The sequence below is a fragment of the Streptomyces sp. URMC 129 genome (genome assembly GCF_051386415.1).
In the GTDB taxonomy this organism is placed as follows: domain Bacteria; phylum Actinomycetota; class Actinomycetes; order Streptomycetales; family Streptomycetaceae; genus Streptomyces.
The window spans coordinates 44,056-64,572 of record NZ_JBPQTQ010000005.1 but is presented as its reverse complement, the minus strand read 5'-3'; the positions used below and the strand labels follow the sequence as shown (position 1 = coordinate 64,572).

General features: G+C 73.2%; 20 protein-coding genes and 1 other RNA gene. 17 read left to right on the top strand and 4 right to left on the bottom strand.

The genetic code is table 11. The annotated features are described in order from the left end of the window. The first annotated feature begins 16 nt into the window (after positions 1–16). The 4 genes from ACSNOC_RS02490 to ACSNOC_RS02475 all read left to right on the top strand — a co-directional run bounded on the left by ACSNOC_RS02490 (position 17) and on the right by ACSNOC_RS02475 (position 5,251). A complete protein-coding gene (locus ACSNOC_RS02490; RefSeq protein WP_436745523.1) occupies positions 17–1,738 on the top strand; it encodes a serine/threonine-protein kinase in 1,722 nt (573 codons plus the stop codon). Positions 1,739–1,852: 114 nt separating this feature from the next. After that, positions 1,853–3,130, top strand: coding sequence for a serine/threonine-protein kinase (locus ACSNOC_RS02485; protein ID WP_436745522.1), 1,278 nt, complete (start codon positions 1,853–1,855; stop codon positions 3,128–3,130). Between the two features lie 23 nt (positions 3,131–3,153). Next, positions 3,154–4,260 (top strand): peptide chain release factor 2, encoded by a 1,107-nt coding sequence (gene prfB / locus ACSNOC_RS02480; RefSeq protein WP_436745521.1) that lies wholly within the window; start codon positions 3,154–3,156, stop codon positions 4,258–4,260. A 232-nt stretch (positions 4,261–4,492) separates the two neighbouring features. Next, positions 4,493–5,251 (top strand): LPXTG cell wall anchor domain-containing protein, encoded by a 759-nt coding sequence (locus ACSNOC_RS02475; protein ID WP_436745520.1) that lies wholly within the window; start codon positions 4,493–4,495, stop codon positions 5,249–5,251. A gap of 88 nt (positions 5,252–5,339) precedes the next feature. On the opposite strand, the gene ACSNOC_RS02470 is transcribed toward ACSNOC_RS02475, so the two are convergent. After that, the gene (locus ACSNOC_RS02470; RefSeq protein ID WP_436745519.1) at positions 5,340–5,534 is read right to left on the bottom strand and encodes a hypothetical protein; all 195 of its coding nucleotides are present in this window, start codon (positions 5,532–5,534) and stop codon (positions 5,340–5,342) included. Positions 5,535–5,747: 213 nt separating this feature from the next. Between ACSNOC_RS02470 and ftsE the strand changes: the two genes are divergently transcribed. From ftsE to ACSNOC_RS02440, 6 genes are all read left to right on the top strand, one after another. Then, positions 5,748–6,437 carry a cell division ATP-binding protein FtsE gene (gene ftsE, locus ACSNOC_RS02465; RefSeq protein ID WP_436745518.1) on the top strand — a complete coding sequence of 230 codons (690 nt, stop codon included), beginning with the start codon at positions 5,748–5,750 and terminating at the stop codon, positions 6,435–6,437. Positions 6,438–6,468: 31 nt separating this feature from the next. Continuing rightward, the gene (ftsX, locus tag ACSNOC_RS02460; RefSeq protein ID WP_436745517.1) at positions 6,469–7,383 is read left to right on the top strand and encodes a permease-like cell division protein FtsX; all 915 of its coding nucleotides are present in this window, start codon (positions 6,469–6,471) and stop codon (positions 7,381–7,383) included. A 78-nt stretch (positions 7,384–7,461) separates the two neighbouring features. Beyond that, entirely contained in the window at positions 7,462–8,562 is a 1,101-nt protein-coding gene (locus ACSNOC_RS02455) for a S41 family peptidase (RefSeq protein WP_436745516.1), read from the top strand. 41 nt (positions 8,563–8,603) lie between these two features. Continuing rightward, positions 8,604–9,083, top strand: coding sequence for an SsrA-binding protein SmpB (gene smpB / locus ACSNOC_RS02450; protein WP_436745515.1), 480 nt, complete (start codon positions 8,604–8,606; stop codon positions 9,081–9,083). Positions 9,084–9,164: 81 nt separating this feature from the next. After that, positions 9,165–9,535, top strand: a transfer-messenger RNA (tmRNA) gene (gene ssrA, locus ACSNOC_RS02445). A gap of 118 nt (positions 9,536–9,653) precedes the next feature. Beyond that, on the top strand, positions 9,654–11,525 hold the full coding sequence (locus ACSNOC_RS02440) for a penicillin-binding transpeptidase domain-containing protein (protein WP_436745514.1): 1,872 nt from the start codon (positions 9,654–9,656) through the stop codon (positions 11,523–11,525). On the opposite strand, the gene ACSNOC_RS02435 is transcribed toward ACSNOC_RS02440, so the two are convergent. Continuing rightward, a complete protein-coding gene (locus ACSNOC_RS02435) occupies positions 11,420–12,766 on the bottom strand; it encodes an MFS transporter (protein WP_436745513.1) in 1,347 nt (448 codons plus the stop codon). The two genes, ACSNOC_RS02440 and ACSNOC_RS02435, sit on opposite strands and share 106 nt — an antisense overlap. Positions 12,767–12,868: 102 nt before the next feature. Between ACSNOC_RS02435 and ACSNOC_RS02430 the strand changes: the two genes are divergently transcribed. Genes ACSNOC_RS02430 through ACSNOC_RS02415 form a run of 4 tightly spaced genes read left to right on the top strand, consistent with a single transcriptional unit; the run spans position 12,869 to position 15,754 of the window. Further along, positions 12,869–13,852, top strand: coding sequence for a LysR family transcriptional regulator (locus ACSNOC_RS02430; RefSeq protein WP_436745512.1), 984 nt, complete (start codon positions 12,869–12,871; stop codon positions 13,850–13,852). Positions 13,853–13,891: 39 nt separating this feature from the next. After that, a complete protein-coding gene (locus ACSNOC_RS02425) occupies positions 13,892–14,398 on the top strand; it encodes a hemerythrin domain-containing protein (protein ID WP_436745511.1) in 507 nt (168 codons plus the stop codon). Positions 14,399–14,403: 5 nt separating this feature from the next. After that, positions 14,404–14,838, top strand: a complete 435-nt coding sequence (locus ACSNOC_RS02420; RefSeq protein ID WP_436745510.1) for a MarR family winged helix-turn-helix transcriptional regulator — start codon at positions 14,404–14,406, stop codon at positions 14,836–14,838. A gap of 43 nt (positions 14,839–14,881) precedes the next feature. Further along, complete coding sequence (locus tag ACSNOC_RS02415) at positions 14,882–15,754, top strand: LLM class flavin-dependent oxidoreductase (RefSeq protein WP_436745509.1); 873 nt, start codon at positions 14,882–14,884, stop codon at positions 15,752–15,754. A gap of 48 nt (positions 15,755–15,802) precedes the next feature. Here ACSNOC_RS02415 and ACSNOC_RS02410 read toward each other — a convergent pair whose 3' ends face one another. Further along, complete coding sequence (locus tag ACSNOC_RS02410) at positions 15,803–16,867, bottom strand: LuxR C-terminal-related transcriptional regulator (protein ID WP_436745508.1); 1,065 nt, start codon at positions 16,865–16,867, stop codon at positions 15,803–15,805. Beyond that, the gene (locus tag ACSNOC_RS02405) at positions 16,855–17,718 is read right to left on the bottom strand and encodes a helix-turn-helix transcriptional regulator (protein ID WP_436745507.1); all 864 of its coding nucleotides are present in this window, start codon (positions 17,716–17,718) and stop codon (positions 16,855–16,857) included. Before ACSNOC_RS02405 ends, ACSNOC_RS02410 begins: the two co-directional genes overlap by 13 nt. 277 nt (positions 17,719–17,995) lie before the next feature. Between ACSNOC_RS02405 and ACSNOC_RS02400 the strand changes: the two genes are divergently transcribed. From ACSNOC_RS02400 to ACSNOC_RS02390, 3 genes are read left to right on the top strand one after another with little or no spacing between them, the layout of a single operon-like run. Continuing rightward, positions 17,996–18,133, top strand: a complete 138-nt coding sequence (locus ACSNOC_RS02400; protein ID WP_436745506.1) for a hypothetical protein — start codon at positions 17,996–17,998, stop codon at positions 18,131–18,133. A gap of 33 nt (positions 18,134–18,166) precedes the next feature. Further along, entirely contained in the window at positions 18,167–19,399 is a 1,233-nt protein-coding gene (locus tag ACSNOC_RS02395) for an ATP-grasp domain-containing protein (RefSeq protein WP_436745505.1), read from the top strand. Beyond that, complete coding sequence (locus ACSNOC_RS02390; protein ID WP_436745533.1) at positions 19,389–20,426, top strand: DUF1015 family protein; 1,038 nt, start codon at positions 19,389–19,391, stop codon at positions 20,424–20,426. The genes ACSNOC_RS02395 and ACSNOC_RS02390 overlap by 11 nt, the downstream gene beginning before the upstream one ends. Positions 20,427–20,517 lie beyond the last annotated feature (91 nt).

Here is a 20,517-nt window from a genome sequence, read left to right as displayed (position 1 = left end):
TCATCAGGGAGCGCGCGTGCGGCCCGTAGGCAGCAAGTACCTGCTCGAAGAGCCGCTCGGACGCGGCGCCACCGGCACCGTGTGGCGCGCCCGCCAGCGCGAGGCCGCGGGCGACGAGGCGGCCGTCGCCGGGCAGCCCGGCGAGCAGGTCGCGATCAAGGTGCTCAAGGAGGAGCTGGCGCACGACCCCGATGTCGTCATGCGCTTCCTCCGCGAGCGGTCCGTGCTGCTGCGCCTGTCCGGCGACAACCACGCCAACATCGTGCGCACCCGCGACCTGGTCGTCGAGGGCGAGCTGATCGCGCTCGTGATGGACCTGATCGACGGCCCCGACCTGCACCGCTACCTCTACGAGAACGGGCCGCTCACCTCCGTCGGCGCCGCCCTGCTCACCGCCCAGATCGCCGACGCGCTCGCCGCGGCGCACGCCAAGGGCGTCGTCCACCGCGACCTCAAGCCCGCCAACGTCCTGCTGGCCGGCGCCGGCGGCGACGCCGAGCCGCTGCGCCCGATGCTCACCGACTTCGGCATCGCCCGGCTGGCCGACTCACCCGGCGTCACCCGCGCCCACGAGTTCGTCGGCAGCCCCTCCTACGTCGCCCCCGAGTCCGCCGAGGGCCGCCCGCAGACCTCCGCCGTCGACATCTACAGCGCCGGCATCCTGCTCTACGAGCTGGTCACCGGCCACCCGCCGTTCAGCGGCAGCAGCACCCTCCAGGTCCTCCAGCGCCACATCTCCGAGGAGCCCCGGCGCCCGGACGGCATGCCCGGGCCGCTGTGGACCGTCACCGAGTGCTGCCTGCGCAAGAACCCCGCCGAGCGCCCCAGCGCCGCCGGCCTCGCCCGCGCGCTGCGCACCGTCGCCGCCGGGATCACCCCGGGCGCCAGCCACGAGCAGCGCCAGGCCGCCCTCGGCGTCTCCGCGCTCCTCGTCCCCGACCCCGCGCCCGTCAAGGTGCCCGGCACCGGCATCAGCCCGCCCGGCTCCGCCGAGCCGACCCAGGTGCTGCCCGGCGGCTCGGCGAGCCCAGGCACCGACCCGTTCGCCGCGACCAGCGTCCTGCCCCAGCACGGCGGCGCCGACCCCGGCAACGACCCCGGCGTCGACGCCACCCGGACCATGCCCACGCCGCCCGGCGCCCCGGCGCCCGACGCCCCGCCCCCGTGGGGCGACCAGCTGAAGCGGGCCAGGGACCGCAACGAGCCCACCCGCGTCCAGCCGGTGACCCCCGCGCAGGACCCGCTGCACCGCGCCCCGCGGCGGCAGCCCCAGCAGCCGCCGCAGCGGCGCCCGCAGCACCGCCAGCCCCAGCCGCCGCCCCCGCCCCGGCAGCAGCGGGACTACGGCTACCCGCCGCCGTACCAGCAGCCCCAGCAGCAGCCCTACCCCCCGCAGTACCACCAGCCGCAGCAGTACCAGCGCCCGGTGCCGCCGCCCTACCAGGAGCCGCGGCCCCGCCGCGCCCCCGAGCCGCGCGGCCGGTCACGCAGCGCGAACCCCATGCGCATCCCGGGGCTCGGCTGTCTCAAGGGCTGCCTGTTCATGCTGGTGCTCCTGGCGGTCATCGTCTTCCTCGTGTGGAACTTCACACCCCTCCAGGACTGGATCGCGGACGGCCGCAGTTTCTGGGACACCGTCACCGACTGGTACGACGACGTCCGCGAAATGCTCGGCCTGATCGAGGAAGCCCAGCAGACCGGCGAGGACATCCAGAACAGCATCCCGAACAACGAATAACCCCGGAGATTTATCGACTTCCGGGGGTGGAATTTCACCGGGGCATGCCCTGAAAAGAGGGCAAGCCGGGCATGGTGTCCTGTCGTCGCCGGACCGGCGTCGTAGCCTCACGCCATGGCACGGAACATCGGCAGCCACTACACAGCCCACCGTGTGCTCGGCCGCGGCAGCGCCGGCACGGTGTGGCTCGGGGAGGGGCCCGAGGGCCCCGTCGCCATCAAGGTCCTGCGCGAGGACCTCGCCGCGGACCGGGATCTCGCCGAGCGCTTCGCCCATGAACGGCACGCCCTGCTCGGCCTGGAGCACCCCCACATCGTCGGCGTCCGCGACCTCGTCATCGGCGGCGCCGACGCCCGCGACATCGCGCTGGTGATGGACCTGGTCCGCGGCCCGGACCTGCGCCGCCACCTGGAACGCGAGCGGCGCCTGACCCCGCACGAGGCCGTCGCGATCACCGCGGGCGTCGCCTCGGGACTGGCCGTCGCGCACGCCGCCGGGATCGTCCACCGGGACGTGAAGCCGGAGAACATCCTGCTGGACACCACCGCCCCCGAGCCCAGGGCGCTGCTCACCGACTTCGGCGTGGCCAAGCTCATCGACGAGCCGCACCGGCACGGTGGCAAGGGCGGCGTGGTCGGCACCCCGGACTACATGGCCCCCGAGATCGTCGAGGGGCTGCCGCCGCGCGCCGCCGTGGACATCTACGCGCTGGTCACCGTGCTGTACGAGCTGCTCGCCGGGTTCACGCCGTTCGGCGGCGGCCACCCGGGGGCGGTGCTGCGCCGGCAGGTCACCGAGACCGCCGCCGAGCTGCCCGGCCTGCCGCGCGAGCTGTGGGAGCTGATCCAGCAGTGCCTGGCCAAGGCCCCCGCCTCGCGGCTGCGCGCCGTGGAGCTGGCCTCCCGGCTGCGCGAGCTCCAGCCCGCGCTGGTGGGCCTGCCGCCGCTGGACATCGGCGACCCGCTGGCCGCCCCGGCCGACCAGCCGCCCGCCGCGGCGGCCCCCACGGCCGCCGTCCCCGCCGGTGCCGCCGGAGGCGGGCCCGCCTCCGGCGGCACCCGCACCGCCGTGCCGCTGGTGCGCGGCTCGGCGCCCGACTCGGAGCGGGCGACGCACACGCGGATGCGCGTCCCCGACGCGGACGAGCTGGCGGGCGGCGCGCACGGCACCGCCCGCGTCGTGCGCGCCCCCGGCCAGCCCCGGGCCGGCTCCGCCAAGCACCAGGCCGCCGCCCGCCGCAGGCGCCGGCTGGCGGCGACGGCCGCCGGGCTGGTGGGAGCCGGTGCGCTGGGCGGCTGGCTGCTGCTCTCCGGCGGCGGCGGTGACGGCGGCGGGCGCGACGACGGGAACGCACCGGGCGTGGAGGAAATCGACGACCCGGTCGTCCCCTGAGTTCCAGCGGTTACGCTGGAGGCGTGGCAGTCCTCGATGTATCCGAAGCTCTGAAATCCCTCACCTCCACCATGGAGTCGATCGAGGCCGTGATCGACCTCGACCAGCTCAGGGCGGACATCGCCGCGCTGGAGGAGCAGGCCGCGGCGCCCAGCCTCTGGGACGACCCCGAGCACGCCCAGCAGGTGACCAGCAGGCTCTCCCTGCTCCAGGGCCAGCTTCGCAAGACCGAGGAGCTGCGCGGCCGGATCGAGGACGTCGAGATTCTCTTCGAGCTGGCGGAGACCGAGAGCGACGCCGACGCGCGCCGCGAGGCCGAGACCGAGCTGGAGTCGGTCCGCAAGGCGGTGGCGGAGCTGGAGGTCCGCACCCTGCTGTCCGGCGAGTACGACCAGCGCGAGGCCATGGTCAGCATCCGCGCGGAGGCGGGCGGCGTGGACGCGGCGGACTTCGCCGAGCAGCTGCAGCGCATGTATCTGCGCTGGGCCGAGCGCAAGGGCTATCCCACGGAGGTGCTGGACACCTCGTACGCCGAGGAGGCCGGCATCAAGTCGACCACCTTCGCCGTCAAGGCGCCCTACGCGTACGGCACGCTCTCCGTCGAGCAGGGCACCCACCGGATGGTGCGGATCTCCCCCTACGACAACCAGGGCCGCCGCCAGACCTCGTTCGCCGGGGTCGAGGTGCTGCCCGTGGTGGAGCAGACCGACCACATCGAGGTGCCGGAGAACGAGATCCGGGTGGACGTCTTCCGCTCCTCCGGTCCCGGCGGCCAGTCGGTGAACACGACGGACTCGGCGGTCCGCATCACGCACCTCCCGACCGGCATCGTCGTCTCCTGCCAGAACGAGAAGTCCCAGATCCAGAACCGCGCCGCCGCGATGCGCGTCCTCCAGTCCCGGCTGCTGGCCCACCAACGGGCCCAGGAGCAGGCGAAGATGGACGCCCTCAAGGGCGACGGGGGGAACTCCTGGGGCAACCAGATGCGCAGTTACGTGCTGCAGCCGTACCAGATGGTCAAAGACCTGCGCACGGAACACGAAGTCGGAAACCCGCAGGCCGTTCTGGACGGCGATATCGACGACTTCCTCGAAGCGGGAATCCGCTGGCGGAAACAGCGGGAGAAGTAACCTTCACGCAACTTCCACCGCCCGGAAGGTATTTACCGGACATCCTGCTTGACGCATATGCGATCAACAGGAAAGCTGTTCGTCTGGCATGCCTGAGTTCTGGGGTGCGTGTTGCGCGAGGGGCGAGTCGAGACCGGCCGGAAGCCCCCTGCTCCGCCGCGGCCCTTGCGTGAGGCTGCCCCACAGACGGAACACTGTCACCAGATGAACAGCTACAGGGGGTAGTGGATACATGGCCAGTCCCAAGACGCGGGCCAACATGGCGCGAGTCGCCGCGGCCGCTGTTTTCGCGGCGGGCGCGTCGCTCGCCGTGGTCGGCACGGCGACGGCGAGCCCGAGCGCCAAGGCCGAGACGACCACCGACAACCCGGACGGTCTCGTCAGCGGCCTCATCAGCGGCGGCGCCAGCGCGACCGCCAGCATCGGCGGCGGTGGCGAAGAGGCCGGCGGTGGCGAGGAAGCCGGTGGCGGTGAAGAGGCTGGCGGCGGTGAAGAGGCCGGTGGCGGCGAGGAAGCCGGTGGCGGTGAAGAGGCCGGCGGTGGCGAGGAAGCCGGTGGCGGTGAAGAGGCCGGCGGTGGCGAAGAGGCCGGTGGCGGCGAGGAAGCCGGTGGCGGTGAAGAGGCCGGTGGTGGCGAAGAGGCCGGTGGCGGCGAGGAAGCCGGTGGCGGTGAAGAGGCCGGTGGTGGCGAGGAAGCCGGTGGCGGTGACGAGGGCGGCGCCGAGGTCGGCGGTCTGACCAGCGGCGGTTCCGCCGCCGGTGGCCCCGAGCCGAACACCGAGGGCCAGGGCAACCCGATCGAGCAGGACGACCCGACCGAGGACCTCACCGAGGCCGCCCCCAGCCCCTCCGGGGACCAGGGCGAGCTGGCCGAGACCGGTTCCTCCACCAACCAGGCGCTGCTGATCATCGGCGCCGCGACCATGATCGCGGGCGGCGTCGGCTTCCGTTACCTGCCGCGTCTGATCACCAAGGACGCGACCCCCGCCTGACGGCGGACGGACTGACGTCGGCGACACGGCGACGGGCCCGGAGCGACACCTCTCGCTCCGGGCCCGTCGTCTGTGTCCGTGAGGCCGCTCAGGCCGGGCGTGCCACCAGCAGCGCGACGGCGGCCAGCGTCAGCAGCAGGGCGACCAGGGTCGCGGGGCTGCCGAGAGCGGCCCAGGGAGTGCGCGCCTCGCGCAGCCGGGCCAGCTCGGCCCGGCACACGGCGCACCGGCCCTCGCTCACCCGCCCCGTGCAGTTCGCGCACACCAGCCAGTCGGCGATCATGCGACCGTCTCCTCTCGTGTCCCCCCTTGTTCTCTACTGTGCCAGGCCCGGGGGCGAAACGCAGAACCCGAGGCCAGAGGCGGACAAAGGGGACGGCTTCGAACGCTGACTGCGCACCCGGCGCCGCTTCGCGTATGGTCTGCCCCAGCGAGGGGGAGCCACCCTCTCGCAGAGGGTGTTACCCCCCGTACCCAGCCCCGACATGGTGTAACCGTGATCCGATTCGACAATGTCTCCAAGACGTACCCCCGGCAGAACGCGCCGGCGCTGTACGACGTCTCCCTGGAGGTCGAGCGAGGAGAGTTCGTCTTCCTCGTCGGCTCGTCCGGCTCCGGCAAGTCCACCTTCCTGCGGCTGCTACTGCGGGAGGAACGAGCCACCACCGGCAACGTCTACGTGCTCGGCAAGGACCTCGGCCGGCTCTCCAACTGGAAGGTCCCGCAGGTCCGCCGCCAGCTCGGCACCGTCTTCCAGGACTTCCGGCTGCTGCCCAACAAGACCGTGGCCGAGAACGTCGCGTTCGCGCTGGAGGTCATCGGCAAGTCCCGGGGCCAGATCCGCAAGACCGTTCCCGAGGTGCTCGACCTGGTCGGCCTCGGCGGCAAGGAGGAGCGGATGCCCGGCGAGCTGTCCGGCGGTGAACAGCAGCGCGTCGCCATCGCGCGCGCGTTCGTCAACCGCCCGCTGCTGCTGATCGCCGACGAGCCCACCGGCAACCTCGACCCGCAGACCTCCGTCGGCATCATGAAGCTGCTCGACCGCATCAACCGCACCGGCACCACCGTGGTCATGGCGACCCACGACGCGCAGATCGTGGACCAGATGCGCAAGCGCGTGATCGAACTCGAACGGGGCCGCCTCGTCCGCGACCAGACGCGCGGCGTGTACGGCTACCAGCACTGACCCACGAGCACGAGAGCACTGGAAGGACGCGATGCGCGCCCACTTCGTCCTGTCGGAGATCGGCGTCGGTCTCCGCCGCAACGTCACGATGACCCTCGCGGTCATCGTCTCCGTCGCCCTCTCGCTGGCGCTGTTCGGCGGCTCGCTCCTGGCCCGCCAGCAGGTCAACAGCATGGAGGACTTCTGGTACGACCGGGTCGAGGTGTCGATCTTCCTGTGCAACGCCAACGACGCCGAGTCCGGTGACCCGGCCTGCTCGCGCGGCGCGGTCACCGAGGAGCAGAAGGAGACGATCGAGGCCGAGTTGCGCGAGTACGAGATCGTCGACGAGGTGTACTACGAGTCGGCGGAGGAGGCGTACGAGCACTACCAGGAGCAGCAGGCGGAGTCCCCCATCGCCGCCGTGGTCACCCCGGACCAGATGCAGGAGTCCTTCCGGGTCAAGCTGACGGATCCGACCAAGTACGACGTGATCTCCTCCGCCTTCGCGGGCCGGCCGGGGGTGCAGTCCGTGACGGACCAGCGCTCGCTGCTGGAGAACCTGTTCAACCTGCTCAACGGCGTCAACTACGCGGCGCTCGGCCTCATGCTGCTGATGCTCGTCGTGGCGCTGCTGCTGATCGTCAACACCGTGCGCGTCTCCGCGTTCAGCCGCCGGCGTGAGACGGGCATCATGCGGCTGGTGGGCGCGTCCAGCTTCTACATCCAGCTCCCGTTCATCCTGGAGGCCACGATCGCGGGGCTGCTGGGCGCGGTGTTCGCCTGCTTCCTGCTGATCGGCGTCAAGTTCTTCGCGATCAACAACTTCCTGGCCGAACGCATCCCGGTGATCGAGTTCATCGGCTGGGACGCCGTGTTGTCGGTGCTGCCGCTCATCCTGGTGGGCGGTGCCCTGATGCCCGCCGTGGCAGCTTTCTTCGCACTCTTCAAGTACCTGAAGGTGTAAGCCGGTTGTGATTTTTCTCCGCACTGCTTCTTAGTTCACCTGTCATACGCCCCCTGTCCGTGTCCTAAACTCCGCACCATGTCACGCCCGCGTCACATCACTTCATCCCGCCTCATGCGGCGCGGTGCGGTCCTGGCGTGCGTCTTCGCGGGTGTCCTGGCGGCCGGCGCGGCCACCGGCTCCTGGCCGGAGCCGGCCGGCGGGTCGGAGTTCGCGGTGCCCGGCGACGCCGGTGAGCCCGCGAGCGGCGGCCACGACCGCTGGTCTGCCGTGTACACGGCCGAGGAGTACGCGGAGGTCGAGCGCGGCCTGGAGGGGGAGTACGTCGGCACCGGCATAGCGGTGATCCGCACCGCCGACGGCCGGATCGAGGTCAGCGAGGTCCACGCCGGGAGCCCCGCCGAGGAGGCGGGCGTCCAGCCGGGCGACGAGATCCGCACCATCGACGGCGTCGGCGTCGACGGCCGGCCCGTGACCGACGCCGTGGGCCGGCTGCGGGGCAGCGACCAGGAGGAGGCGGCGGGGCCCGGCAGCACCGTGCTCCTCGGGCTGGAGCGGGACGGCCACCGCTGGGAGACCGAGGTGGAGCGGGCCAGGCTGGCGGTGGAGCCGGTGACCGTGAGCCGGGACGTCCCCGGCGTCACGCGCGTTCACGTCAGCTCGTTCACGCGCGGCTCGGCCGAGCTGCTGCGCGCCGCCGTGGAGAGCGTGCCCGAGGGCGACGGCATCCTGCTCGACCTGCGGGGGAACGCGGGCGGGCTGCTGACCGAGGCCGCCGACGCCGCGTCCGTCTTCCTCGACGGCGGCCTGGTCGCGACGTACGACGTGCGCGGCGAGCAGCACGCGCTGCACGCGGAGGCCGACGGCGACACGGCCACGCCGCTGGTGGTGCTGGTGGATGGCGGCACGATGAGCTCGGCGGAGATGCTGACCGGCGCGCTCCAGGACCGCAACCGCGCGGTGATCGTCGGCTCGCGCACGTTCGGCAAGGGCACCGTCCAGATGCCGAGCGAGCAGCCCGACGGCTCGGTGGCCGAGCTGACCGTGGGGCACTACGCGACGCCTTCGGGCCGGACGGTGGACGACGACGGGATCGTGCCCGATCTGGTGGTGGAGCCGGGCGAGGACGCCGAGGCGGAGGCGCGGACGGTGCTCAGCGGCCTGGCGACCGGTGAATAACCGCTCGTCAGCGGGGCGTCAGCCAGTAGAGTGGGCAGGTCATGGCTAAAGAGACGGGTCGTAAGCTGATCGCGCAGAACAAGAAGGCGCGGCACGACTATCACATCCTGGATACGTACGAGTGCGGTCTGGTGCTGACCGGCACCGAGGTGAAATCGCTGCGGCAGGGCCGCGCCTCCCTGGTGGACGGCTTCGCGCAGCTCGACGGCACCGAGGTGTGGCTGCACAACGTGCACATCCCGGAGTACGCGCAGGGCACGTGGACCAATCACAGCGCGCGCCGGAAGCGGAAGCTGCTGCTGCACCGTGCCGAGATCGAGAAGCTGATCGGCAAGACGCAGGAGACCGGCGTCACGCTGGTGCCGCTCGCGCTGTATTTCATGAACGGGCGGGCGAAGGTCGAGGTCGCGCTGGCGCGCGGCAAGCGTGAGTACGACAAGCGGCAGACGCTGCGGGAGAAGCAGGACCGCCGTGAGGCGGAACGCGCGATGTCGGCGGCGCGTCGTCGGCAGCGGGCGTGACGTCTGGCGTATACTGGAGCGTGCACGCGCACCGCTGGGTGCCAGGGAATGATCCCGGCGGGCAGCTTGTTAACTGAACATGGGGATGATCGGTTTCGACAGCGGATGTCGAAGCAGGGGAAGCGAGCCGAGGAACGCGGCAATGATCTCGTTAACCATGTGCCGCGAAAAAATAATCGCCAACACCAAGCGCGATTCCTTCGCCCTCGCTGCCTGAGCAGCGACTCGCGAAGTGTCAGCCCGGGGGCGTTCCCGCCCCGGATCCTGGCATCAGCTAGGGAACTCACCAATGGCTCCGGTCACGGGAGCCTGCGGAACATCACACAGTGACTGAGCCCGTCGGAGACTTGTCCGCGTGATCTCCGGGGCCGAGAAAAGCACAGCGGACTGCGCTCGGAGAAGCCCTCCTTCTGCTCCGTTGGACGCGGGTTCGATTCCCGCCATCTCCACGAAGGCACTCGTCAGCGGGTGCCCCTTCGACCCCGTTCCGGACCTCCGGGACGGGGTTGTCGTTTTTCGGGGCCTTTGAGGGGCAGCGCTCTGTCAGAGGCCGCGGGTAGGGTGCGGCCCATGAGCAAGAGGGTGGGACGTACAACGATCTTGGCGGGGGTCGCCGTCGTGGCGGCGCTGGCCGTCGTGGCCGTGCTGCTGCTGCGCGGGGGCGGCGCGGGGGACGACGGGGCGGCGCGGGCGCGGGAGGGCGCCGATCGGTTCCTCGACGCGTGGGCCGCGGGCGATGCCCCGGCCGCCGCCGCGCTGACGGACGACGCCGAGGCCGCGCGGTCGCTGCTGGAGTCCGTCGCGACGAACATGCGGCCGCAGAGCCTGGCGTTCGAGGTCACGGAGGAGGTGACCGAGGGGGAGGACGGCGCCTACACCGTGCCCTTCACGGCCACGTTCGTCCTCGAAGGGCTCGGGGAGTGGTCGTACGACTCCTCGGCGGTGCTGCTGCCGGACGGGGAGGGCGGCGAGGAGCTGACCGTGCGGTGGGAGCCGGCCCTGGTCCACCCCGCGCTCGCGGACGGGCAGACGCTGGTCCTCACCACCGGGGAGCCCGAGCGCGCCCCGATCCTGGCGGCGGGCGGCGAGGAGCTGGCCGGGCCGTCCGTGGTCTGGGACGTGAGCATATGGCCGGCCCGGCTCACCGACCCGGACGCGGCGTACGAGGTGCTCGACGGCCTCGGCGCGGATATCGACACCGAGGCGCTGGCCGACCGGGTGGAGGCGGCCGAGCCGGACCGGGCCGTGCCGGTGGTGACGCTCAGGGAGGCCGTGTTCGAGGAGCACGAGACGGCCCTGCGGGGGGTGGCGGGGCTCCAGTTCCAGGAGGACACCAGGCCGCTGGCGCACGCCGCGCGCTCGGTGGTCGGCGCGCTCGACCCGGACACCGGCGCGGGCGCGTCCGGGCTGCAGAGCCGCTACGACGACCAGCTCACCGGCACGGCGGCCGGGGCGGTGGTGACAGCCGACCGCGAGTCCGGGGAGGCCGTGGAGACGCTGTACGAGCGGGAGGGCGGCGAGCCGGGCACGCCGGTCCGGACGACGATCGACCTGGACGTGCAGCGGGCGGCCGAGGCGGCGCTCGCGGATCTCGGCCGGGAGGGGTCCATCGTCGCGGTGCAGCCCTCCACGGGGAACGTGCTGGCGGCGGCGGACTGGCCGGCAGACGGCTTCGCGCGGTCGCTGGAGGGGCAGTTGGCCCCGGGCTCCACGTTCAAGGTGGTCACGGCCGCCGCGCTGCTGGAGGCGGGCACCGGGCCGGACGACGTGCTGGGCTGTCCCCGGTACGCGACGGTGGAGGGCCAGCGCTTCGAGAACCAGGACGAGTTCGAGCTGGGTCCCGGCACCACGCTGCACGACGCGTTCACCGCGTCCTGCAACACCGCGTTCATCGACAACCTCGACCGCTTCGACGGCGACACGATCAACCGGACGGCACAGGCGTTCGGCATCGGTGCCGTGTGGGACGTCGGCGCCGTGACCTTCGACGGGAGCGTGCCCGCCGCCGACTCGCCCAACGCGCTCGCCGCCTCGCTCATAGGCCAGGGCCAGGTGCAGGCCAGCCCGCTGGTGATGGCGTCGGTCGCGGCCACCGTCGCGGACGGGACGTTCCGCCAGCCGTGGCTCGTGCCCGACGCCGTCGAGCAGCGGCACGAGGCCACCACCGCGCTGAGCCCGGAGACGGTCGAGGCGCTGCGGACGATGATGCGCGACACCGTGACCGAGGGCTCGGCCTCGGCGCTGCGCGACGTGCCGGGCGAGCCGCACGGCAAGACGGGGACCGCCGAGTTCCGCACCGAGGACGGGGACCTGTCCACCAACGCCTGGATCATCGGCTACCTGGGGGAGCGTGACCTCGCCTTCGCCGTGATGCTGGAGGACGGCGGCTCGGGCGGCCGGGACGCCGGTCCCGTGGCGGCCGACTTCCTGAACGGTCTGTAGCGCCTGGACGGTCCGCGGCGCCCGGACGGCCGGCGGTGACCGGCGGCGGCGAGGGCGGCGGTCAGGAGGGCGGCCAGGGCGGGCGCCCCGTAAGCGGCCGTGGCGCCGCCGGACAGGTGCTCCACGGCCCAGCCGCCGCCCGCCGAGCCCAGCGCGATGCCGCCGAGCAGGGCCGTCACGGCAAGGGTCATCCCCTCGTTGAGGCGGCCCGGGGGCACCACGCGCTGGACCAGGGACATGCCGGTGACCATGGTCGGTGCCGTGGCCATGCCCGCCAGCAGCAGCGCGGGGGCCAGCAGGAGCAGCGAGCCGGTCCGGGCGGCCAGCGCCGGCAGCGTCGTCAGCGCGGCCATCGCCGCCGCGCAGGCGGCGAACCGCCCGCGCGGCGAGCCCCCGAGCCGCAGCGCGCCGAACAGCAGCCCGGCCGCGGCGGAGCCGGCGGCCTGCCCGGCCAGCACCGGCCCCGCCCAGCCCTGCTGTCCGCGCGCGTCGGCGAAGGCGAGGGTGACGACCTCCAGCGAGCCGAAGATCGCCCCGGCGCAGAGGAACGCCGCCAGCAGCGGCGGCATCCCCGGTGCCCGCAGCGGCCCCGGGCCGTCGCCCGCGCGCGCCGGCGCGGGCGGGGGCTCGGTGTCGCGCCGCGCGGCGAACGCCAGCGTGCCGCCCAGCAGCAGGGCGGCGGCGGTGACCGTGCCCGCCTCGGGGAACAGCGCGGTGCACAGGAACGCGGCCAGCACCGGGCCGCACATGAAGCACAGCTCGTCCAGGGCCTGTTCGAAGGCGTTCGCGGTGTGCCGGGCGGCGGCGTGCTCCGGCGTCGGCTCCCGGAAGATGTGCGCCCACCGGGCCCGGGACATGCCGCCCGTGTTCGGGGTGGTGGCGGTCAGCAGCACGCAGCAGAACCAGCTCCACACCGGCGCCCCAAGCAGCACGCACAGCAGCAGCGCGACGTGCCCCGTCACGCAGACGGCGACGGCGGGCACCAGCACCCGGGCCTGGCCGCGCCGGTCCACCTGCCGGGCGAGCAGCGGCCCGGCGACCACCGAGGAGAGCAGCCCGGTGGCCTGCACCGCGCCGGCCAGCGCGTAGGAGCCGTGGTGCGCGGTGATCATGATGACCGCGGCCACGCTGAACATGCCCATCGGCAGCCGAGCGACCAGGTTCGGCAGGGTGAACGCCAGGGCGCCCGGCTGGGCGAGGAGCGTCCGGTAGCGGACGCGGGGAGCGGGGGAGTGCGGCATGCCCGTCACCCTTCCGGGGGCCGGTGCCCGCGTCCAACACCTGCTCGGTGGGCATTCACGCGTTCCTGTTGTCAATCGCCGCCGAGGGCGCAGAATGGGTCCGTGCCCCGCGACACCGATCCCCGCCTGCTGCGCGCCTTCGCCGCGGTCGCGGAGGAGCTGCACTTCACCCGGGCCGCCGCCCGGCTCCTCGTCGCCCAGCAGGCGCTCAGCCGCGACATCCGGCGGCTGGAGCGCGAGTGGGGCGCGCCCCTGTTCACGCGCAGCACCCGGCAGGTCGCGCTCACCGCCGAGGGCGAGCGGCTGCTGCCGTACGCCCGCCGGGCGCTGGCCGCCCACGACGAGCTGGCCGGGGCGCTCGGCGCGGGCCGCGACCGGCCGCTCGTGGTGGACGTCGCCGCGCCCGTCGCCACCGGGCACCGGGTACTGACCGAGGCCCGCCGGGCGGCTCCGGAGCTGGAGTTCGTCGCCCGCTTCCACAGCGGCCTGGCGCGGGGCGCGGCCGAGATCGCGGGCGGCCGGGTGGACGTCTCGTTCGGCCGGGTGGCCGGGCTGTCCCCCGCGGTCCGCGCGGGCCTCCGGCACCGGCTCGTGCGGTACGAGCGGGTGGCGGTCGTGCTGCCGGACGGCCATCCGCTGGCGGCGCTGCCCGAGGTGCCGCTGGCCGCCCTGGCGGGGGAGACGCTCTACGCGGCGGCGGGCAACGACGAGACGACCGAGTGGACGGACTACGCCCGCGCGCTGTTCGCCGGGCGCGGCATCGGCCTGGCCGCGCCGTTCCCGAAGATCGAGGGCGACGACGAGTTCGCCCGGGTGGTGCGCAAGCAGGGCTGGTCGGTGCTGGCCAGCGAGGAGTTCGTGCGGCTGCCCGGCATGGTGCTCCGCCCGCTGACCGACCCCGTGCCGCTGGCCCCCGTCTCCGTCGTGTGGCGGCGCGGCCTGCGGCATCCGGGGCTGGACGCCCTGCTCGCCGCGGCGGACACCCTGGCGGCGGCGGGCGGCTGGCTGCGCCGGCCCGCCGGGTCCTGGCTGCCCGACGCGGATTTCCGGCTGCTCGCCCCCGGCGCCGCCCGCCGTGCCGTGTAGCATTCGATACATGCGTATGTATCGAACGGCCACGCGCCGGTGAGCGCTTCCCACCCGCAGGGCGAGGCGCTGGCGGCCCAGTTGCTGTGGGTGCACGACATGGTGCGCCGCGACCTGGACACCGTCACGAAGCTGGCCGACGAGGTGGCGAAGGGCCTCTCCGCCGACGCGGTGACGGCCGCCCTCCGCGCGCTCCAGGTCAACGGGCCGCTGTGGCAGCTCAAGGTGAACTGCCTCCAGTACTGCAACGTCGTCCACGGCCACCACCGGATCGAGTCCGCCGCGATCTTCCCGGCGCTGCGCGCGACCAACCCGGACCTCGGCCCGGTCGTGGACCGGCTGGAGGCCGAACACGTCCGCGTGACCAGGCTGCTGGAGGAGACCGAGGCCGCCGCCCGCGGGCTCGGCGGGGGCGACGACTCCGCCGCCCGGGACCGCCTGGTCGCCGCCCTCCGCGCGCTCGCGGCCGACCTCCTGCCGCACCTGGACTACGAGGAGGAGCACATCCTCGACACCATCCGCACCTGGTCCGGGGTGCCACGCTAGCCGCCGTGGAACACGACGAGTACACCTGCGCCCGCGCCTTCGCCGCGCTGGCCGCCGCGCACGCCCGGGTCACCGAGGACCTCGGCGCCGCGCTCGCCACCTGCGGCCTGACCATCAACGACTACGAGGTCCTGGTCCGTCTCGACGGCGCCCCGCCGCCCGGTCTGCGCGTGCGGGACCTCGCCCCGGCCGTCCGGCTGACCCAGCCGTCGCTGAGCAGGCTGCTCGTGCGGTTGGCGCAGCAGGACCTGGTCACCCGCACGGGTGACCCGGACGACCGGCGCGGGGTGCTCGTCGCCCTCACACCGGCCGGCAAGGCCGCCCTCGACCGGGCCGTGCCACTGCAGGCGCGGATCGTCCGCGAGCTGCTGCTCGACCGGCTCACCGCCGAGGAGCAGGACCTGCTCGCCAGGGCACTGTCCCGCATCGGCGAGAAATGAAACCCGGGTGGCCGCACCCACCCCCAACCGAAGGAAACGACACATGGCGCTGCCCGTCAGGTTCGGTCTCAACGTCGATCCGCACGGTGCCGGTCTGCCGGCCGCGGCCCGGATCGCGGAGATCGCCGACACCGCCGGCCTGGAGTACGTCGGCGTCCAGGACCACCCGTACAACGCCGACTTCGTCGACACCCTCACGCTCATCACCTGGCTGGCGGCCGGGACCCGCTCGGTGCGCTTCTTCCCCAACGTGGCCAACCTGCCGCTGCGGCCCCCCGCGATGCTCGCCAAGCAGGCCGCCTCGATCGACGTGCTCAGCGGCGGCCGGTTCGAGCTGGGCCTGGGCGCGGGCGCGTTCCCCGACGGCGTGACCGGCATGGGCGGCCCCCGGCGGACCCGCGGCGAGGCGCGTGCCGCGCTGGGCGAGGCCATCGACATCATCAGGGCCTCGTGGGCGGGCCGGCCGTTCGCGGCCGGCGGCACCCACTACACGGTGCCGGGGGTGCGCCCCGGTCCCGTGCCCGCGCACGACATCGGCATCTGGCTCGGCGTGATCGGCCCGAAGGCGGTGCGGCTGGTGGGCGCCAAGGCGGACGGCTGGTCGGTGTCCAGCTCCTACGTGCCCCCGCGGCAGCTGCCCGGGCTGAACGCGATCATCACAGAATCCGCACAGGAGGCGGGCCGGGACCCCGGGGAGCTGACCCGGCTCTACAACGTTGCGGGAGCAATCGCGCAACAGGACGGAGACGCCCTCAACGGACCCGTGGCCCGCTGGGTGGAAACCCTCACCGTCCTGCACACGGACTACGGAATGAACACCTTCGTCTTCTGGCCCGTGCGGGACCGCGAACGCCAGTGCCGGGTGTTCGCGGAGGAGGTCGTGCCCGCCGTCCGGGAGCAGCTCAAGAACGGCTGATTCGCGCCGCTGACGCGGGCGGCGGCATGTGCGGGCCCGGGACGTGCCCTACGTCAGCCAGCCGTTCAGCGCCGCCCGCGTCCCGGCCTGGAAGCGGTTCGTGGCGCCCAGCCGCGTCATGAGCTGGGCCACGATCCGGCTCACCGAGCGCTGCGAGACGCCGAGCCGCCGGGCGATCTCCTCGTTCGTCCGGCCGCCCGCCATCAGCAGCAGCACCTCGCGGTCCAGACCGGACGGCGCCCCGTCCCGCCCGGCGGTCTCCGGCTGGGCGAACTCCTCGCCCTCCGACCAGCAGTGCTCGAACAGGCGGCTCAGGAAGCTGAGCACGGCCGGGTCGCGCACCAGCGCGGCCCCCGCCGACGTGTGCCGGGCATCCAGCGGCAGCAGCGCGCACGCCCCGTCGTAGATCAGGACCCGCGACGGCAGCACGCTCAGGCTCCTGACCTCGGCGCCCGCCGAGGTGATCGTCTCCACGTACTGCGCGATGACCCGGTGCCTCAGGGCCGCGTGCTGGAACAGCGACCTGATCCGCACCCCGCGCGAGAGCAGCTCCAGATCCAGCGGCCGGGCCGCGCCGACGGCCGCCTCGTTCTCCCCGCCGCCCGGTATCAGGGCGTCCAGCGACTCGGCGCAGGTGCGGGCGAGGTCGTCGATGACCGACCGCACGTTGTCCAGCCCCTCGACGATCTCGATGCTGCTCTTGGCCGAGCGCATCGAGCGCGCCTCCAGGTAGTCCCCGGACAGCGCCAGAAGCTGCTCCCTGGTGGCCGCCATGGCGATCCGCCGCTGGAGGATGTCCTGCTCCAGGGGCGCCAGAAGGCTCTCCGCGGCGCTCTCCGGGCTGACGGCGACCCAGCCGCCCCCGGGGGACGGCTGGAGCAGCCCGAGCCGCGAGAGCAGCCGTTCCGCCCCGGCGACGTCCTCGGCGGTGCAGCCGGCGCGGGCCGCGAGCTGGCTCACCAGAGCCGTCGGGTGCGTCACGCGGAGCTGGTAGACACGGACCGCCACCGCGTCCAGCTCGTCCTCCAGCAGCTCGAAAACGGCGGTCGAGCCGTCCGCCGCGCCGCCGCCGAACCCCTCCCGGTCCCGGTCGCGCGCCGTCAGGACAGCCACCCGTTCAACGCGGCCCGGGCACCCGCCTGGAACCGGCTGTCGGCGCCCAGGCGCTCCATCAGCCGCGCCACGATCCGGCTGACGGACCGGGGCGACATGCCGAGCTGGTGGGCGATGGCCTCGTCCTTCTTGCCCGCCGCCATCAGCAGCAGCACGTCCCGCTCCACGCCGGTCGGCTCGGGACCGGACTTCTGGTCCTCCTCGGAGAAGTCCAGCGCGCGGTCCCAGTAGTGCTCGAAGAGCTGCTGGAGGAAGCTGAGCACGGACGGGTCGCGCACCAGGGCGACGCCGGCGGCCGTGTGCATGGGGTCCAGCGGCAGCACCGCGCAACTGCGGTCGTAGATGAGCATCCGGGACGGCAGCACGCTGGTGGTGCGCACCTGCGCGCCCGCCGCGATCAGCGTCTCGGCGTACTGCACCGTCGCCCAGTACTTGCGCGTGGACTGCTGCCACAACTGCCGCGTCTTCACCCCGCGTTCAAGGGTCTCCAGATCCAGCGGCGTGGCCGCGCGGATGGCCTCCTCCGGGAACCGGCCCGGGACCAGGGCCTCCAGGGTCTTCACACAGGTACGGGCCAGGTCGTCCAGCACGGCGCGGATGTTGTCGATGCCCTCCACGACCTCGATGCTGCTCTTGGCCGAGCGCAGGCTGCGGGCCTCCAGGTAGTCGCCGGACAGCGAGTGCAGGCGCGCGCGCGTCGTCGCCATCGCGATGCGGCGCTGGAGGATGTCCTGCTCAAGGGGGGCCAGCAGGGCATCGGCGGCGCTCTCGGGGCTGATCGCCACCCGGCCGCCGCCCGGCGAGGGACGCAGCAGGCCGAGTGTGAAGAGCCGGGACTCGGCGTCCGTCACCTCTTCATGGGTGAGGCCAGATCTTGCCGCAATCTGCTCCACGGAGTCCGTGGGATGGATAACGCGGAGGCGGTAAACTCGGGTGACCGCTGCGTCTATTTCGCCGGATTCGTGCACGCTCTTCTTCCTTGAACGACATCAGCCAGCCCCTTGGCGTCAACCTGACAGGCGAGATGATGCCACAGCGACTCTATCGACTTCCTCGTGAATGCTCGTGAGCATGATTGGGCCAACATGCCACTCATGTTCGTCTATGTGGACACGGAAGAGGGAACCCGTGAAGAAGTTTGCTGTCAGCGTTCTCGCAGCTCTGCTGATCACGGCGGCGTCCGCCGGTGTCGCCTCCGCCCAGGGCGAGAGCGCGGCCAAGGACACGGGGGCGCAGGCCTCGGGCACGAGCAACATCTGGTTCTGAGCCGGAGCGTCCGCGAGACAGGGAGGCGGCACGATGACGCCCCACAAGCCTCTGGCGGTGCTGCTCAGTCCGCGTCCCACCGTCGTCGACGCGGCTCGCCGGGTCGGTGCGCGCAGTCTCGTGCTCGCCCCCGACCTGTCGGCACCGGGGATCAGTGAGGCCGCCGCGGCGGCCGACGACGCCCTCACCGTCGACTGGGCGGACCACCCCCGGTTGATGATGGTCATCGGGCATCTCGCCAACCTCCCGGCCCGCACCTCCGTCTTCGGCTTCGCCGAGGCCAGCGCGCTCGTCGCCGCCCGTGCGAACGAAGCCCTGCGCTTCCCCGGCAACCCCCATGCGGCCGTCGCGTACCTGACGGACAAGGCCGCCCTGCGCGGCAAGGTCAATCAGCTCACCGGTTCTCCCGTCCGGTTCGAGCGCTGCGACCGCCCCGCGCTGCTGGCCGCCGTGGCCGAGCGGGTCGGCTTCCCCTGCGTGGTCAAGCCGCGCACGGGGTACGGCGGCCAGGACGTCCGTCTGCTGCGTGACACGGCCGGGGCGACGGCGCTGGCCGCCGAGTTGGCCTTCGAGCCGGCCCTGATCGTCGAGGAGTACCTGGAGGGGCCCGAGCTCAGCGTCGAGGCCCACTCGCACGCCGGGGCGCACACGATCCTGGCCGTGACCAGGAAGTACACCTCGGGCGCCCCCGGCTGCCTGGAGACCGGCTACGACCTCCCGGCGGACCTCGACGCGGACACCGCCGACCGCGTCCACCAGCTGGTCACCGCCACGCTCAACGCCGCCGGCCAGCGCAGCGGCCCCTCGCAGACCGAGGTCATCCTCACCGCGCGCGGCCCCCGGCTGGTCGAATCCCACGCCCACCCGGGCGCGGACCACATCAGCGACCTGCTGCTGATGGCGGGCGGGACCGATCTCGCCGCCCTGACGATCGCCAGCGTGCTCGGGCTTCCCGTGCCGCAGGCCGCCCCGCCCGTCGCCCGGTACGCCGGGGTCCGCTTCCTGCGGCTGCCGCCCGGCCTGCTCACGGCCGTGGAGGGCGTCGAGGAGGCGCGGGCGCTGGCGGGCGTCACGGGGCTGGAGATCGCCGTTCCGCTCGGCAGCCATGTCCCGGAGACCACCAGCCGGGTCGCCGGGCATGGCTTCGTCACCGCGGTGGCCGACGGGCCGCAGGAGCTCGAAGCCCTGCTGCGCAAGGCCCAGGACACCCTCCGTCCGGTGGTGGTTCCCGTGCCGGCGAAGGAGGAGGAGCACACTGCCGCCTGACCTGTTCCCCGCGCTGGTCCCGCCGGGGACCCCGGCCCCACGGACAGATCTCTTCCTCCCCTTCCACGGCGTCCTCGCCCGGCCCCTGGGACGCGCCAGCTACTACGTGCTCGAACGCCGCGACGCCGACGGCGTGGTCGCCCAACGCGGCGTCATCGGGGCGCTCAGCCTGAACGGCGTCGAGACCGGCCACGTGCTGCGCCACCAGCGGGTCGGGGAGTCCGACGTGCGGTTCCAGGCCCGGCTGCTGAAGGAGCGCGGCGGCAGCATCGAGCCGCTGCTGCTGACCGCGCCCGACCTCAGCACGTTCCAGCGATGTATCGACCGCACCATCGAGGGCCCGGCCGACCAGGAGCTGCCCACCTCCGAGGGCGGCGTGCAGCGGCTGTGGGCGTGCGACGCGTCCTGGACCGCCGACCCGCCCGCGCTGCCGCCGGTGCTGCTCGCCGACGGCCACCACCGGCTCGAAGCCGCCCGGCGGCTGCACCGGGCCCATCCGGGCGCGGTCGCCGACCGGCTGCCGGCGCTGGTGGTCGACCACCGGCACTATCCGCTGACGCTGTCGGCCACCCACCGCGTGGTGCCCGGCCTCGACATCGAGGCGGCCGTGCGCACCGCCGCCCGCATCGCGCGGGTCAGCGAGCACCCGGCGGGGGACGGCCGCCCGCCGCTGCCGCGGCCCGGCACGTTCCTCCTCACCGGCGGCGGGCAGACGTGGGGACTGTCGGAGATCTCGCCGGCCGCGATGGCCGGGCGGCTGCGGTTCCTGCCGTCCGACTGGGTGGAGCTGCCGGCCGCGATCAGCGACCACGTGCTCATCCCCGCCCTGTGCGAGGAGCAGGGCATCGCCGCCGCGCCCCGCTTCACCAGCCAGTACCCTGGGCCGGGCGAGACCGGCCTGATCCTGCCGCCCCCGACCTGGGACCAGATCTGGGCGGGCGCCGCCAGCGGCGCGGGGATGCCGCCGAAGAGCACATGTCTGGGGCCGGTGCCCGTTCCCGGACAGATCGGCCGCCTCCCGGCCTGAGGACCGCGGCGGGCCGCTCACGGCGGGTGTGCGGGCCCGGTGAGAGCAAGGTTTCGTCGGTGTCACCTCCTGCCACAGCGGCGAAACGCGT

Bases quoted from the DNA above. Each gene is read 5' to 3' on its own strand.
- ACSNOC_RS02440 (WP_436745514.1), top strand. From the start codon at position 9,654: ATGAGCAAGAGGGTGGGACGTACAACGATCTTGGCGGGGGTCGCCGTC.
- ACSNOC_RS02415 (WP_436745509.1), top strand. From the start codon at position 14,882: ATGGCGCTGCCCGTCAGGTTCGGTCTCAACGTCGATCCGCACGGTGCC.
- ftsX (WP_436745517.1), top strand. From the start codon at position 6,469: ATGCGCGCCCACTTCGTCCTGTCGGAGATCGGCGTCGGTCTCCGCCGC.
- smpB (WP_436745515.1), top strand. From the start codon at position 8,604: ATGGCTAAAGAGACGGGTCGTAAGCTGATCGCGCAGAACAAGAAGGCG.
- ACSNOC_RS02475 (WP_436745520.1), top strand. From the start codon at position 4,493: ATGGCCAGTCCCAAGACGCGGGCCAACATGGCGCGAGTCGCCGCGGCC.
- ACSNOC_RS02485 (WP_436745522.1), top strand. From the start codon at position 1,853: ATGGCACGGAACATCGGCAGCCACTACACAGCCCACCGTGTGCTCGGC.
- ACSNOC_RS02435 (WP_436745513.1), bottom strand. From the start codon at position 12,766: ATGCCGCACTCCCCCGCTCCCCGCGTCCGCTACCGGACGCTCCTCGCC.
- ACSNOC_RS02395 (WP_436745505.1), top strand. From the start codon at position 18,167: ATGACGCCCCACAAGCCTCTGGCGGTGCTGCTCAGTCCGCGTCCCACC.
- ACSNOC_RS02470 (WP_436745519.1), bottom strand. From the start codon at position 5,534: ATGATCGCCGACTGGCTGGTGTGCGCGAACTGCACGGGGCGGGTGAGC.
- ACSNOC_RS02455 (WP_436745516.1), top strand. From the start codon at position 7,462: ATGTCACGCCCGCGTCACATCACTTCATCCCGCCTCATGCGGCGCGGT.